General features: G+C 55.1%; 13 protein-coding genes. 6 read left to right on the top strand and 7 right to left on the bottom strand.

The window, feature by feature from the left end:
• Nucleotides 1-31 precede the first annotated feature (31 nt).
• Complete coding sequence (locus tag ACR0D9_RS14625; RefSeq protein ID WP_480483453.1) at nucleotides 32-334, bottom strand: hypothetical protein; 303 nt, start codon at nucleotides 332-334, stop codon at nucleotides 32-34.
• Nucleotides 335-677: 343 nt separating this feature from the next.
• On the opposite strand from ACR0D9_RS14625, the gene ACR0D9_RS14620 reads away from it, so the two are divergent.
• Complete coding sequence (locus tag ACR0D9_RS14620; protein WP_480539211.1) at nucleotides 678-842, top strand: hypothetical protein; 165 nt, start codon at nucleotides 678-680, stop codon at nucleotides 840-842.
• A 195-nt stretch (nucleotides 843-1,037) separates the two neighbouring features.
• Here the strand turns inward: ACR0D9_RS14620 and ACR0D9_RS14615 are convergent, their stop codons facing one another.
• Genes ACR0D9_RS14615 through ACR0D9_RS14595 form a run of 5 tightly spaced genes read right to left on the bottom strand, consistent with a single transcriptional unit; the run spans nucleotide 1,038 to nucleotide 6,993 of the window.
• Complete coding sequence (locus tag ACR0D9_RS14615) at nucleotides 1,038-2,549, bottom strand: class I adenylate-forming enzyme family protein (RefSeq protein WP_480483457.1); 1,512 nt, start codon at nucleotides 2,547-2,549, stop codon at nucleotides 1,038-1,040.
• Nucleotides 2,546-3,967, bottom strand: coding sequence for an acylating sulfoacetaldehyde dehydrogenase (sauS, locus tag ACR0D9_RS14610; RefSeq protein ID WP_480488017.1), 1,422 nt, complete (start codon nucleotides 3,965-3,967; stop codon nucleotides 2,546-2,548). The genes ACR0D9_RS14615 and sauS overlap by 4 nt, the downstream gene beginning before the upstream one ends.
• 60 nt (nucleotides 3,968-4,027) lie before the next feature.
• The gene (locus ACR0D9_RS14605) at nucleotides 4,028-4,987 is read right to left on the bottom strand and encodes a Bug family tripartite tricarboxylate transporter substrate binding protein (RefSeq protein WP_480488016.1); all 960 of its coding nucleotides are present in this window, start codon (nucleotides 4,985-4,987) and stop codon (nucleotides 4,028-4,030) included.
• A 42-nt stretch (nucleotides 4,988-5,029) separates the two neighbouring features.
• Nucleotides 5,030-5,485, bottom strand: coding sequence for a tripartite tricarboxylate transporter TctB family protein (locus ACR0D9_RS14600; protein ID WP_480483463.1), 456 nt, complete (start codon nucleotides 5,483-5,485; stop codon nucleotides 5,030-5,032).
• Nucleotides 5,482-6,993, bottom strand: a complete 1,512-nt coding sequence (locus tag ACR0D9_RS14595) for a tripartite tricarboxylate transporter permease (RefSeq protein WP_480488014.1) — start codon at nucleotides 6,991-6,993, stop codon at nucleotides 5,482-5,484. The genes ACR0D9_RS14600 and ACR0D9_RS14595 overlap by 4 nt, the downstream gene beginning before the upstream one ends.
• 112 nt (nucleotides 6,994-7,105) lie before the next feature.
• On the opposite strand from ACR0D9_RS14595, the gene ACR0D9_RS14590 reads away from it, so the two are divergent.
• A complete protein-coding gene (locus tag ACR0D9_RS14590; RefSeq protein WP_480488012.1) occupies nucleotides 7,106-8,134 on the top strand; it encodes a LacI family DNA-binding transcriptional regulator in 1,029 nt (342 codons plus the stop codon).
• 197 nt (nucleotides 8,135-8,331) lie between these two features.
• Here ACR0D9_RS14590 and ACR0D9_RS14585 read toward each other — a convergent pair whose 3' ends face one another.
• The gene (locus tag ACR0D9_RS14585) at nucleotides 8,332-9,117 is read right to left on the bottom strand and encodes a DeoR/GlpR family DNA-binding transcription regulator (protein ID WP_480483469.1); all 786 of its coding nucleotides are present in this window, start codon (nucleotides 9,115-9,117) and stop codon (nucleotides 8,332-8,334) included.
• 203 nt (nucleotides 9,118-9,320) lie between these two features.
• On the opposite strand from ACR0D9_RS14585, the gene ACR0D9_RS14580 reads away from it, so the two are divergent.
• The 4 genes from ACR0D9_RS14580 (at nucleotide 9,321) to ACR0D9_RS14565 (ending at nucleotide 14,238) form a co-directional block, all read left to right on the top strand.
• Nucleotides 9,321-10,268, top strand: coding sequence for an ABC transporter substrate-binding protein (locus ACR0D9_RS14580; RefSeq protein WP_480539209.1), 948 nt, complete (start codon nucleotides 9,321-9,323; stop codon nucleotides 10,266-10,268).
• Between the two features lie 76 nt (nucleotides 10,269-10,344).
• Nucleotides 10,345-11,367 (top strand): quaternary amine ABC transporter ATP-binding protein, encoded by a 1,023-nt coding sequence (locus ACR0D9_RS14575; protein ID WP_480539207.1) that lies wholly within the window; start codon nucleotides 10,345-10,347, stop codon nucleotides 11,365-11,367.
• Entirely contained in the window at nucleotides 11,364-13,355 is a 1,992-nt protein-coding gene (locus ACR0D9_RS14570) for an ABC transporter permease (protein WP_480539205.1), read from the top strand. Before ACR0D9_RS14575 ends, ACR0D9_RS14570 begins: the two co-directional genes overlap by 4 nt.
• 1 nt (nucleotide 13,356) lies before the next feature.
• Nucleotides 13,357-14,238, top strand: coding sequence for a phosphotransferase (locus ACR0D9_RS14565; RefSeq protein ID WP_480477735.1), 882 nt, complete (start codon nucleotides 13,357-13,359; stop codon nucleotides 14,236-14,238).
• Nucleotides 14,239-14,245: the final 7 nt, after the last annotated feature.

Below are 14,245 nucleotides of genomic sequence, written 5' to 3'. Positions count from 1 at the left end.
TTTGGCTCTGGGATAAAGCCTTGATGAAATTTTAGGCAACCACAAGCAGAAATATCTCCGACGACCTATCGCTGGCAATTTTCTGAGGATCAGCTCGGTCTTCGTGACATTTTCGTGAAGCCACGCGAAATCCGAACAATCCTTCGTGCCCGAATGGCGACAGCATTCTGGCCTCGGACAAACCAAAAAATACGCGAATCAGTGACGTCATTTCAGCAAGCCTGTGGTCCATTACATGTATCACACGGTTCAGAATACCACGGGTCAGATCACTGAGCTTTGTCAGGCTCTGTTGCACAGAGTCGAGCGCGCCGAGTAGTTCGGGTGATCGCATGGGCCTTTCCGTCGACACGCAGCTTCGGCGATTGCAGTGGCATGACCGGCATGACCCCGAATATCCAGAACCTCTCCTAACGCATTGCAGAACATATCGAAGAACCTTCTAACGGAGACCACCCGGCTATTATCGCACAAGCGGGCCGCTTTGGCGGCTGGTCGTTTTATGTTGAAAATGGCGTTCCAGCCTATGCCTACAACTGGTTGGGGATCGAGATACTTACCGTTTCGGCGTCCGAACCTGTGACCGAAGGTACTCATGAAATCGTCCTCGATTTCGATTATGACGGTGGAAGCCCTGGCAAAGGTGGGACGGCACCCTCTTTGTTGACGAGATGCAGGTGGCACAGGGCAGGACCGACCAGACGCAGGCCATCATCTTTTCGGCGGACGATACAGCAGACGTTGGCTTCGACCTTTCCACACCGATGGCCAAAGCGAACGGCACCGAAGCAGCTTTGCGTTTTACCTGCAAGGTAATCTCGGTGACGGTGGCGGTTGAGTAAGATCGCTCCGAAAGAGGAGAGGCGTTCAGGCATCTGCCACAACGGGTGCCTGGAACCGTTGATGTAAACACGCTTATCATGACGATTGAAAGGCTTTCGGCACTGCTGAAGCTGGCGACGTGAATTGCTTTTGTGGCTATTCCCGCTGTTGTTTTGGCATTTATTTTTCAGGTAGAGTCGGACCGGCATTGCCATCTACATTTTCAAGTCGCTCGCCTCCTCGCTAACGATTTGTAGGATCCTGTTTCTCTGGATCTTTCCCGAAGGGCCCTTTGGAAGATCAATCAGAATATGAACTTTGTCAGGAGACTTGAAACGGCCTAGCTGGGACTCACAGATCTTTGACAAAGCTTGCGGCGTCAATTCAGAACCTTCTCGAATTTTGACCGCTGCCTCGACGGTTTCACCGTAGCTTTTGCAAGGGCGGGCAAAGGCCGCAGCTTCAACAACGTCGGGGTGTGAATAAAGCGCCTCGTCAATCTCACGAGGGGCTATATTCTCCCCTCCCTTAATGATCAGTTCTTTCAATCGACCGGTCACATAAACATACCCGTCCTGATCCATGCGGGCGAGATCTCCGGTCAGCAACCAGCCATCCGAAGTAAATGTGCCCGCAGTAGCATCCGGGTCATTGAGGTACTCCAGCATCACATTCGGACCGCGTATGACCAACTCACCTTCTGTTCCGGTAGGTACAGGCCGAAGTTCCGCGTCCAGAATTGCAACCTCATTTCCATATGCAATGCCGGGTGAACCAATCTTCCGAACGCCGGGGGGCAGCGGGTTTGACAGAATCTGAGCGGCAGTTTCCGTCAAGCCCATGGTTTCCACGATTGGGATTTCGAAACGATCCTCAAAGCCACGCTGCACGTCCGGCGCCAAGGCTGACGACGCAGAGCGCCCGAAACGCACGCGTTGCCGGGTTTGCGCATCCGGACTAGTCTCAGAGTGCAGCAGGTGCGAGATAATGGTCGGAACGACCGAGAACCACGTTGCCTCGGCCTTTCCAAGATTGTCCCAGAACTTGCTGGAAGAAAATCGTTCGCACACGGCCAACGATCCGCCTGAGACCAGTGTTCCCATCACCGTCACGCAGAGCCCGTTAATATGATAGATCGGCAAGACGCAAAACCCGCGATCAGCCTCGGACAATTCATGGGCAATTTTGGTCGTCCAACCCCCTGCCAACAGGCTGGAATGTGTGTGGACCACCCCCTTGGGGCGACCGGTTGTTCCGGATGTATACATCAACAACGCGTGGCTATGAGGCGAGAGGCTATGCAGGTTGCTGCCGGACTCAACGGCATCTGCCACCTTCAACTGTTTGATTTTCGCAGGATTGGCCGTTCGCCTGAACAGGTCCGTTTGATCGGAATGTACAAATCCATAGCATGCGCCGCTGTGTTCCAGCGCATAGGCAACGGCGCTGTCACCCGCGACAAGATTGATCATCGTGGCCCGAAACCCGCCATAGAGAACGCCAAAAAGGACCTCAAGCGCTTCCCGGCAATTGGGGTAGAGGATGGCGACGCTTTCTCCCTTCGCCACACCCCGTTCGGTCAACATGCTTGCGATGCGGCGAGCTGAGTCACGCAATTCACCCCAATTCAGGTCCCGCGCCCCGTCCGGGAAAACGAACCCGGTTCCCCCGCGGCTTGCCCGACGGTCAAGCCAGTCCCGGACGGTTCCCTTGGGTGGTTCGATCATTGCCCCGCCTCCGACCAATAGCCGCCAAATATCGCTTCCAATTCGGGCTCGCGCGGCGGCGTTTCACGGATGATCTTTGTCGTTTGAACGAAATGCCGCCAATGCAGATTGGTGTCGATGGAATTGCCTCCCCAACTGCCGCAGCCCATTGACAGCGAAAAGGGCATGCAGTTGGTGAAGCTGCCACCAGTGGCAAAGGTATGCGCCTGGTTTACAATGACCCGGCAGGTGGGCAGGTCACGACCCAACCCAACCGCGCGCGCGTCGTCGCTGGTATGGATTCCGACAGAATGCCCCGCGCCCTGGTGTTCCAGAATACGAGCCGCGATTACCTTGGCTTCTTCAAAATTTGCCGCTCGATAAAGCGCCAGAACCCGGCTGAGCTTTTCCCCCGACAAAGGGTGATCCGGGCCAATTCCGTCAGTTTCCACGGCTAGGAACTTGGTCCCCTCGGGGACCTTATCCGCCATATCCAGTGCTTCAAGCATCTTGCCAGCGTCCTGCGCGATTACAGATCGGTTGAGATGCCCATCGGGCCACAGCCGTGCGATGATGTTTCCAGCCTCGGAAGATGGCACCAAGGCACCGCCTTCAACGGCGATCGCGGCGACAAAGGCGTCATAGACCGCATCTACAACAACCAGCGCATTTTCAGACGAGCAGGACGTCGCGTTGTCGAAGCATTTCGATGCCGTGATCTTGGAAGCAGCTGCGGCCAAATCTGCGGTTTCGTCCACAATCACCGTCACATTGCCCGCACCAACCGCCACTGCTGGCGTTCCACAGGATTGCGCGCGTTGGACGTTGTTCTGGCTGCCGGTACAGATCACGCGATCTACGGCTTCCATCAACCTTTGTGTCTTGGCCTTGGATCCGGGCGCAGGGATCATCTGGACCAGATCGCAATCGAGGCCGAGCTTGTCAAACTCTGAATGGATAAAAGCGATCAGCATCTCGCAGGAAGCGACTCCTTTGGGGGATGGTGCCACCACGATGGAGTTGCCTCCTTTGAGCGCATTGATGATATTGTTCGCCGGCGTCGCAGCGGGGTTGGTCGATGGAACCACAGCACCGATTACACCGATTGGGCGTGCAATCTCGGTCATGCCGGTTGCTGGATTGTCGCTAATGATGCCGTGGGTTTTCACGTCAGCGATATCGCGCAACAAGCCCAGAGTCTTGCGGTGGTTCTTTGTAATCTTGTCCGGAACATTACCCAGACCGGTGGTCGCAACAGCGATTTCGGCCAGTGCCCGATTGCGTGTTGGCTCCATGATTGCCCATCCCGCCGCCAGCGCCGCCTTGTCGTACAGCGCCTGACTGCCGCTTTCTTCAAAGGTCGCTTGGGCCTTGCGCGCATGCGCTACTATGCGATCAACTTCGTCGATCTGGGGGGAAACCCCTTCCTGAGCGTTCATCTCGGTCCTCGATTGTTTGATCGGGGCGGACCCACTCCGCCCCGTAGGGAGTTGACTGGTTCAGAGCCCAGCCAACAATTCGTTCAGTGTTTGCTGACGTTTCTCCCACATCTTGATCACTTCATCGCGTGTCATGATGTGCATGGGCGATCCGCCAGCTTCCATCTTTTTCACCACACGATCGTTGGCGAACATCTCGGGAACCGTTTCCGCAAGTTTCTCGATCACCTCGGGCGGCGTTCCCTTGGGCACCATCACGCCCCGGAAATTGACCGACGAGTTGTCGACATCAAGCCCCTGTTCCATCATAGTCGGCACGTCGGGCAGGAACGCGTTTCGCTCAAGATCTGCGACACCCAGGATTTTGACGTTGCCCGCCTCTTTTGCGCGGAACGCATCCGACAGGTTGTTTATACCACCCATGACTTCGCCAGCAATTACCGCTTTCATGGCCGCTGCGCCGCCACCTTTGGTCGGGATATAGGCCATCGTTGTTCCTGCAGCCTTGTCGATTTGAAGAGCCGCAATGTGGTGACCAACAAAAAGCCCAGCCCCGGACACGGTAAGCTTGCCGGGGTTTTCCTTGGCATATGCGACAACACCTTCCATCGAGTTGAACGGGCTGTCCGCACCAACCACGAAGACAGCCGGGTCAGCACCCCAGTTGGCGATGGGCTCAAAGCTGTCGACCGAATACTCGACCCCACCCTTGATCGATTGGGCGATGAAATGTGGAACATTGTAGGCAGCAAGCGTGTAGCCATCGGCGTCGGCCTGGGTTGCGAACCAGTTCCAACCCACACGCCCTCCGGCGCCGGGTTTGTTTATGATGGCGATTGGCATTCCCAGCGCGTCTTCATTCCCGGATGTCATGGTGACAATCCGCGCCTGAAAGTCGGTTGCGCCACCAGCGCCGTAACTGACCATCATCATGATTGGGCGTTCGGGATACTCCTCGGCAACCGCCGCGCCCGTCAGGCTCGTGAGGGCCAGTGCTGCCCCTGTAATCAACCGTTTCATTTGCGTTTCCTCCCTATTTTGGTTCACCCGCATCCCTTGCGGTCAGAACAGAAATTCCCTTGGTGTGTAGACTTGCAGAAGCATGGCAAAGAGCCCGTACATCACCGCCACAAAGATCGCTGTGATGACACCGCGCTTGACCCAGGTTTTGGCTTCGGAATGTGGGTCTGGATCGTAAATCGACAGCAGAATGAAAAACGCGATTGCCGTTGCTGTGTAGAACCCCAGCGATTTGGACGCCCAGAAGACATAGATAAGGGTGACGAACAGGCCCGGCAGCATGTTGATGAACATCATGCGGGTCACGCCGTTGCCTACCTTGGACAATCCCATCAGCGCTTTGCCGAAGGTCCACCCTGCCAAAACCACAAAGACCGAAGCGATAAGACGCGGAAACAGAAATGCCTCGACCGGTTGTTGAGTAAAGCTGACCCAGGTTACCCAAAGTCCTACGGCAAAAACCAAACCCGACCCGATTATGTGTTGTGTGCGGTTCATGCCTGTGCCTCCTCTTTGGTGGTATAGCGCCGGTGGCGAAGTTCCATCCAAACCGAGTAGGCAATTGAAGCCAGTACAACGGCGATCAGCAGAAGATTCAATCCGCCCGTCAGGAAGTAAGAGGCCTTGCCGACGGTCGCGTCCGCGATCATTCCGCCCTGAATGAAGTTGGCTTCGGCAATCGGACCAAGGATCAATCCCAGTACCAACGGAGCAGCCGAGAATCCAAATCGTTCCAGAAAGAACATCCCAATGCCAAGGCACGCCATGACATAGACATCCCCCATCGAACTCTGAACCGAGTAGGCGCCGAAGACCGAAAGGGCCAATACAACGGCCGCCATGACCGATTGCGGCACCTGCGCGACACGCGCGGCCAGACCAGCAATGTATAGGCCGAAGACGCACATCAGGACCTGGCCGATCAGCATGGAGTTTATGAACGTCCACGCAACGTCCGGGTGGTTGTCGAACAGATCCGAGCCCGGAAAAATTCCGTGAATCAGCAGCCCGCCCAGCAAAACGGCTGCGGTTGGGCTACCCGGGATCGACAAGGTCAACAACGGTACCAGAGATGGGCCCACCATCGCATTGTTGGCGGACTCCGCGGCAATTACGCCCTCGGAATGACCCGTGCCGAACTTGTCCTTCTCGGCTGAAAACTTCTTACTCTGATCATAGGCAACCAGCCCGGCAATTTGCCCGCCAACGCCTGGGATCAGGCCAATGATGGAACCTGTCAGTGTGCCGATGCTAAGTGCTCGGGTGCGGCTGAACAGTTCTCGCAATGCGGCCATGATCGAATGGCGCTGTACTTCGATGACTTCAGCACCCGTGTCGTGGCGTCCCTTTGCAAACATCGTCAGCACCTGAGGGATCGCGAACAGACCGATCAGCGCCGCGATAATGTTGATGCCGCCGCCCAGTGCAGGGTGAAAGATAAAGCGTTGCGCGCCCATAATGTCGTCGAAACCGACTGTCGCCAGCCACAATCCGATACAACCCGATAGCAAACCTTTGACCACGGATGCAGAATCCAGCGTGCCGATCACAGTCACCCCTAAAATGGCCAGCCAGAACAGGTGTGAGGGGCCAAACGCCAGCGCCCATTTGGCCAAAACCGGTGTCAGAAAGATCAATAGGAGCACACCGAAGATGCCGCCAACCGCCGAGGCCAGAAACGACAGTTGCAGCGCCCGCGCCCCTTGTCCCTGCTTGGCCATGGTGTGGCCGTCCAGAGTGGTGGCAATATTGGCTGGAGCGCCTGGGATTTTCAGTAGAATTGCACTCACCGCGCCACCAGCAACGGTCGAGGTATAGGCGGCTCCCAGCAAGATCAGCCCCTGTGCGGCCTCAAGCTGGAAGGTGAACGGAATCAAAAGGGCAACCGCCATCGTTGGTGACAAGCCTGGTGTCGCGCCCAGGATCAGCCCTCCGATCGTGCCGCCCAAAAGCAGCAAGAAGGACATCGGTGTGAACACATCCCCGAAGTAGTAAATGAATTCCATCCAGTGCCTCCCAACCCGTTTGTCTGCACTTTTGGTTTGTTGACAAATCAGGTTAGGGGATGAAAATAGTATTGCAAATGTTTTCATAAAATCGACCGAACAGGACGAAATTATGTCTAATTTTCAGCATGGTAAAGTCGATATCGTGGCAGTCGCAAAGGCCGCGAAGGTTTCACCGTCTACGGTTTCTCGTACCTTCAATCACCCTGATCTGGTCAGCCCTGCGACTCGCAAAAAGATCAACAGGGCAGTGCAGCGGCTCGGGTATATCCGCAATCGTGCCGCTCAAACAATGCATGGCAAACGGTCAGGAACGATTGGCCTGGTCGTACCAACTATCAACCATGCCATCTTCGCCGAGGTCATTCAGGCTTTTTCCGACTCTATCGACAAGGCAGGATTCAGCCTTCTACTGGCGTCGCACGGGTATGATCTAGATCGGGAATACGCGATGGTCCGCAAGTTTCTTGAACATCGTGTGGACGGCGTGGCATTGGTTGGCTTGGAGCATTCCGATGCCACCAATCGGTTGATCACGCAGCAGAAAATACCTGCACTTGCGATTTGGAACTACTCAAAGGATTCGGAACTTCCTTGTGTCGGGGCCGACAACCAGTTGGCCGGCCGTCTCGCAACAGAGCACCTGCTGGCCCTAGGGCATCGTGACATTGGGCTGATCTTTCCAAAGACCAGTGGTAATGACCGCGCGCAACATCGACTTTCCGCCGTGCACGAAGCGCTACAAAATATGGGTGTCTCCGTTCCGGGCGAGCACGAATCTGAAGCTCCTTACAGCGTTTCGCAGGCCAAGCAGGCTGCGCTGAACCTTTTGGCGGAAACATCTCGACTTACGGCTTTGTTATGTGGAAATGACGTCATAGCGCAGGGCGCTTTGTTTGCGGCCCAGAAACTGGGGTTGAACGTTCCCGGCGATCTTTCAATAATGGGCATCGGAGATTTCAAGGGATCAGCTGATGTTGAGCCGGGGCTCACCACCATTCGAATCCCCGCCGAAGCCATCGGTAAACTCGCAGGTGACAAGTTCACCGATTACATTACGTCAGATGAGTCGGAACATTTTAAAATTTGCTGCGAGCTGGAGTGTGTTGTTAGAGGAACAACAGGTCCAGTGTCAGTATAATAGTCGGCATTGCCAACTTGTTTGCACATTCTGAACGGGGGTGTCGCAAACTATGAGGCCCGGTTGACGAACATGCGCGATTTGACGTTTTTCCTGTCGAATAGTTCGTTAACAGATTTCAACATGATCTCATTAAAAGGCTGCCATCTCCTCAAAGATGCAGTTTTGTACGCTGGGTACATCTATCAGTTCTGACACTAGTCCGACCCTGCGATAACAACTTCGATTTCATTTTTGTCGAGCATGGCCAGGATGTTGGCAGGAGGAACGCGGTCCGTATACAAAACATCAATTCCGGCCATGTTATGGAGAGATATCGGGGCCCGCTTGTTGAATTTTCCGCTGTCGGCTACGACGATGCGCACCTGCGCATTTTCAGCCGCAGCACGCGCGATATTGGCCTCTTCAAGATCATGAAGCATGAAGCCCAAATCGCCATTCACGGCTCCAACCGAGAACACTGCCAGCTGTACGTTGAAACGCTTCACAAGATCTAATGCCTCTGCACCGAAAGCGCCCCCATCATGGGCGCGCAGTTCTCCGCCCGCCAGAAACACCCGGTTGTTGTTGTGCTTTGACAACGTGTAAGCGACGAAAACCGAATTTGTAACTACAAACAGGTCTTTGTGTTTCCGTAGCGCGAGCGCGACGTAGGCGGTCGTCGAACCGATATCCAGAAATAGGGAATCCCCGTCGCTAATTGTATTTGCGACTGCCCGGGCTATTGCTTCTTTCGCATGTGCTTGCGTTCCCAAACGGTTTTCAAAGGGTGGCTCTATGGCGTCTTCGCTAAGATGTACGCCGCCATGCACCTTCCGCACGATCTTGCGCTCTTCCAGCGCCTTGACGTTGCGCCGGATCGTTTCATTGGAAACATTCAGTTTTTGAGCCAGGAGGCTGACCCTGCACGACCCGCCCGCATGTTGCAGCTCGCGAAGGATTTCTTCTTCGCGCTGATTTGTGGTTTTTCGTGGCTTTAACATGCGACCTCCTGAAAGGGGGATACGGCAGTCATCCCAATAAAACAATATTACGTCCAATACAGTGCCGTTCGGGGCTTTTTGTGTGAATTATAACGAATATTCGTGGCGAAGTGTGGTTTTTATTGACGTAGTTGTCAGATTGGCGCAGCATGGAAGTGTAATAAACGAAAAACACTCAAAAAGCCACATTCAGGGAGCACAACATGATCAGGAAATTCAATGCACTACACGCAATGGCATTAGTCGCTGGCGTAACTGCTTCGGCTTCTTGGGCCGCCGAATCGACGGACCCAATCAAACTGACGTTGCATGATTGGTCAGGGCAGCTGATCAACACCAAGATAATGGGATCAATCCTGCAAGAGGCCGGATACAACGTTGAGTATGTACAGGCAGACTATATCGCTCAGTTTGCGGGCCTGAAGACAGGTGATCTACATCTGGCAATGGAAATCTGGGAAACCACCGGGCGTGAAGCGCTGGACGAAGCCACCGCCTCTGGCAATGTGGTGAACGTTGGTGAAACCGGTCTGATGGCGATCGAAGAATGGTGGTACCCGGCTTACATGAAAGACCGCTGCCCCGGCTTGCCAAACTGGGAAGCTCTGAAAGACTGTGCAGGGGAATTTGCCACGGCTGAAACCTCGCCAAATGGGCGCTATGTCGGCGGACCCGTGACCTGGGGCGGTTTCGACGAAGAACGCGTCGAAGCGTTAGAATTGGAGTTTGAAGTTGTCCACGCAGGCACGGATGCTGCGCTTTTTGCTGAGCTGGAATCCGCATATCAGCGCGAAGATCCAATCATGCTGTGGGTCTATGTTCCGCACTGGGCCCCGGCCAAATATGACGGCGAATTCGTGGAGTTTCCGCCATTTTCGGCCGAATGCTACAGCGACCCGTCAGTCGGTGTGAACCCGGATTTGGCCTATGACTGCGGAAAACCGCGCGGTCCGATCTGGAAGGCTGCTTGGTCTGGCCTGCAAGAGAAGTGGCCGGGCGCGTATGACATCATCGAAGCCTACAACATCAATAACGACGAGATGAGCGCTATGGTCGGCAAAGCCGATCTGGACGGTGTTGAAATTGATGCAGTTGTCGCGGATTGGATGGAGAAGAACAAAGACCGTTGGTCCGGTTGGATCTCTAAATAATCTGCTTGACCGAAGCGGTTACCCCGCTCTCCTCTGCCGCTTCGGTCTTTTTCCGTCTTAGTACCGGACACTACAGATGACCCCCACAACAAAACTGTCCTGCCGAAACGTTTGGAAGCTATACGGTCCAAACGCCGAGACCCTTCTGGCGCAAAACCCGAATCCATCGGCAGATGACATTCGAAATGCGGGTGTGATCGGAGCGGTACGCAACGCCAATATTGAGATCGTTGAAGGAGAAATCTTCATCATCATGGGCCTGTCCGGTTCAGGCAAATCAACCCTGGTTCGTTGTCTGTCCAGGTTGATCGAACCCACAAGCGGTGAGGTTCTTTTCGACGACGCCGATCTGCTGCGCGCCAGCGAGAAAGAAATGATTGAAATCCGTCGGCACAAGATGGGCATGGTGTTTCAGCATTTTGCCCTACTGCCGCACCTGACCGTGTTGCAGAATGTGATGTTTCCCCTGACCATTCAGGCTACGCCCAAACACGAGGCCGAAGCAAAAGCGAGAGACGTGGTGGAACTGGTCGGCCTGAAGGGGCGCGAAGACTACTATCCACGAGAGCTTTCAGGTGGTCAGCAACAGCGTGTGGGCATTGCCCGATCATTGGTGACAGAGCCCGATCTGTGGTTTCTGGACGAACCTTTTTCGGCCCTCGATCCGCTGATCCGTCGCGAAATGCAGGACGAGTTTCTGCGGCTACAGGAACGGTTGCATAAGACTATTGTCTTTATCACACACGACTTTGAAGAAGCCGTTCGCTTGGCCGACCGCATCGCCATTATGAAAGATGGTGAAGTCATCCAGATCGCCACCCCGGAAGAACTGGTGATGAATCCAGCGACAGAATATGTGGCTGAATTCACGCGCCATATTCCGCGCTCCAAGGTTTTGACGGTTGGTGGTGTAATGACCGTCGGCGCTGCAGGTGAAGGTGAGCCCATTGTGCAATCGACCCGCGTCTCGACCGTGGCGGAACGGATCATCGCCGCAGATGCACCAATTCCCGTGACAGACAGCAATGGTCTGGTTATTGGCGCCATTGATCGCAAGGCTGTGGCCCATGTGCTATTCGGTGAAGGGGACGCGGTATGAGCCGCCTGTCCCGCAGTCAGCTCATCATTCTGCTGCTTGTCGGACTCACGATCCTGCTGGGGTATTTCGGCAGCAACCTGGGAAAAGCGCTCGATGCGCGTTGGATCACCAAATTCCCGTCAGCTTGGGTCGTCCCGTTCAAAACTTATATCTCATCTGCAATGTCCTGGCTGATCGAGGATGCTGCAATCGGCCCAGTTTCGTTCACCGACGTTACCCGCGCTGCTGCTTGGTTGATAGAACAGCCCTATGACCTTGTCTTGTCCCTGCTGGCCGAAGGTTTTGTCACCGGGCAAGGCAATGATGCGCAAGTCATCCTACCTGCGATCAGCTGGATTGTGGTTATCACCGCCGTAGTAGCTTTGGGACAGTATTGCCGGGACTGGGGGTTGGCGGCGTTGGTCGGCGGCTGCTTTACCTATCTGGCTGTTTTTGGCCAGTGGGACAGCGCGATGGTAACGCTTGCCTCGGTCCTGATTGCGGTGCCGATTGGCGCGGGCGGCGGGCTGTTGTTGGGGATATTGGCCTATCGCCACCTGACTTTCGATCGCATCATCTCGCCCATTCTGGACCTGATGCAGACAATCCCGATCTTTGCCTATCTAGTACCAATTCTGTTCATGTTCGGCTTTGGACCGATTTCGGCGCTTGTTGCAACTATCATCTATGCGACACCACCCATGGTGCGGATCACCACGCTTGCCTTGAGAGCCGTCGACCCCGAGATTTTGGACTTCGGGCGCATGGCAGGCACGACGCAAAAGCAGTTGATGTGGCGCGTTTTGGTTCCTTCCGCCAGCCACAGTCTGATGGTAGGCGTCAATCAGGTGATCATGCTGACGCTGAACATGGTCATCATTGCCTCGATGATCGGGGCCGGAGGATTAGGGTTTGACGTCCTTGCCGCGCTGCGCCGGCTGGACATCGGCGCTGGGTTCGAGGCCGGTATTGCCATTGTAGTTCTGGCCATTGCCGTCGATCGCCTAAGTCAGGCTTTTGCTGAGCGTATGGGGCAGGTACATCACGAGCTCCCCGGCTCGTGGATCACCCGCCATCGTCGGACAGTTCTGGTAATGATCCTGCTGATTTTGACCTGGGTTCTGGGACAGTTTTCACCCCTGTTGCTGGAATATCCTGAAAGCCAGACGATCACCACTGGCGGGTTCTGGGATGACACGGTCAAATACCTGAACATCAATTATTTTGACACGTTCGAGGCGATCAAGATCTTCTTCCTGACGTGGTTCATGATCCCGATCAAAACGGTTTTGCTGGGAATCCCATGGCCTTGGGCCATTGCCATGCTGACCTTGCTGGGTTGGCACGCAGGGGGCTGGCGGCTGGCGCTGCTGTGCGGAGGACTGGCGTCGCTGATCCTCGTGTCAGGACTGTGGGCCAAGGCAATGGTGACAGTTTATCTCTGCGGAGCCTCTGTGTTTCTTGCTACCCTGATCGGTGTTCCACTGGGTGTTGTGGCTGCACTGAACAAACGCGCCGGGACGGTGATCAACCTGTTGATTGATACACTGCAGACATTGCCCAGCTTTGTCTATCTGATCCCGGTTGTGATGCTGTTTCGCGTCGGCGATTTCACTGCGCTGATTGCCATAGTCCTTTACGCACTGGCCCCGGCCGTACGTTATGCGGCCCATGGCGTGCGCTCGGTCAGTGAGGAATTGATCGAGGCCGGATTGGTCTCTGGGTGCACACGCACGCAACTTCTGCGCCATATTCGCTTGCCCATGGCCCTGCCCGAAATCCTTTTGGGTATTAACCAGACCATCATGCTGGCGCTGTCCATGCTGGTTATCACCGCCCTCGTTGGCACCCGCGATCTGGGGCAGGAAGTCTACATTGCCCTAACAAAGGCTGACACTGGTCGAGGTCTGGTGGCAGGGCTGTCCATCGCATTCATTGCCATCATCGCTGATAGGCTGATCAACGCAAGCGCTCGTCAGGCACGCATCCGCTTTGGAATGGAGAGTTGATATGACCCAATCCGACCTGATGACCCGCATTCGCAAGCTACCGATCTGGCAGGGCGAAATCAAAGCCACCCCGTTGACGGGTGGGATTACAAATGTGAACTACAAGGTCACTGACAGCAGTGGATCCTATGTGGTGCGTGTCGGTGACGACATCCCTTTGCACCAGGTGATGCGCTTCAACGAACTGGCTGCCAGTAAGGCCGCCCATGCTGCAGGTCTGTCACCCGCTGTAGTGTTTTCGTCCAACGAATTAACAGTCCTGGAATTCGTCGAAAGCCGCACTCTGACCGAAGAACACGTACGCGACCCCAGTATGCTGCCTCGAGTGCTGGAGCTCGTGAAAGCCTGCCACCTTGAGGTGCCCAAGCACCTGCGCGGACCGTCGCTGGTGTTCTGGGTCTTTCATGTCATCCGCGACTATGCCGCCACCCTCACCGATCGTGGAAGTTCGCATAAAGGCCTGATCCCTGAACTTGTGCAAATTGGAAATGATCTGGAAGCCGAGGCCGGGCCGTACGACATCGTGTTTGGCCATAACGACCTGCTTTGCGGCAACTTTCTGGACGATGGCACCCGCCTGTGGCTGATCGATTTCGACTACGCGGGCTTCAACTCGCCATTGTTTGATTTGGGTGGGCTGGCCTCGAACAACTCTCTTTCCAATGAACAAGAGGACTGGGTTCTGGAAACCTACTTTCAGGCACCCGTCACCAACCAATTGCGTCATCGCTATACGGCGATGAAATGCGCCTCGCTGCTTCGTGAAACCATGTGGAGCATGGTGTCCGAGATCACCTCGGATATCGACTTCGACTACGCAGCCTACACAAGCGAAAATCTCGCACGGTTTCGCACGGCCCTGACCGATTACAAAAACACCTGAGGACAGA

Source organism: Ruegeria sp. AK11, from assembly GCF_056541095.1.
Note: the sequence above shows the minus strand (reverse complement) of the source record. Positions and strands in the feature narration are given on the sequence as shown.

Coding starts and splice junctions, on each gene's coding strand:
- ACR0D9_RS14625 (WP_480483453.1), bottom strand. CDS start 334: ATGCGATCACCCGAACTACTCGGCGCGCTCGACTCTGTGCAACAGAGC.
- ACR0D9_RS14615 (WP_480483457.1), bottom strand. CDS start 2,549: ATGATCGAACCACCCAAGGGAACCGTCCGGGACTGGCTTGACCGTCGG.
- sauS (WP_480488017.1), bottom strand. CDS start 3,967: ATGAACGCTCAGGAAGGGGTTTCCCCCCAGATCGACGAAGTTGATCGC.
- ACR0D9_RS14605 (WP_480488016.1), bottom strand. CDS start 4,987: ATGAAACGGTTGATTACAGGGGCAGCACTGGCCCTCACGAGCCTGACG.
- ACR0D9_RS14600 (WP_480483463.1), bottom strand. CDS start 5,485: ATGAACCGCACACAACACATAATCGGGTCGGGTTTGGTTTTTGCCGTA.
- ACR0D9_RS14595 (WP_480488014.1), bottom strand. CDS start 6,993: ATGGAATTCATTTACTACTTCGGGGATGTGTTCACACCGATGTCCTTC.
- ACR0D9_RS14590 (WP_480488012.1), top strand. CDS start 7,106: ATGTCTAATTTTCAGCATGGTAAAGTCGATATCGTGGCAGTCGCAAAG.
- ACR0D9_RS14585 (WP_480483469.1), bottom strand. CDS start 9,117: ATGTTAAAGCCACGAAAAACCACAAATCAGCGCGAAGAAGAAATCCTT.
- ACR0D9_RS14580 (WP_480539209.1), top strand. CDS start 9,321: ATGATCAGGAAATTCAATGCACTACACGCAATGGCATTAGTCGCTGGC.
- ACR0D9_RS14575 (WP_480539207.1), top strand. CDS start 10,345: ATGACCCCCACAACAAAACTGTCCTGCCGAAACGTTTGGAAGCTATAC.
- ACR0D9_RS14570 (WP_480539205.1), top strand. CDS start 11,364: ATGAGCCGCCTGTCCCGCAGTCAGCTCATCATTCTGCTGCTTGTCGGA.
- ACR0D9_RS14565 (WP_480477735.1), top strand. CDS start 13,357: ATGACCCAATCCGACCTGATGACCCGCATTCGCAAGCTACCGATCTGG.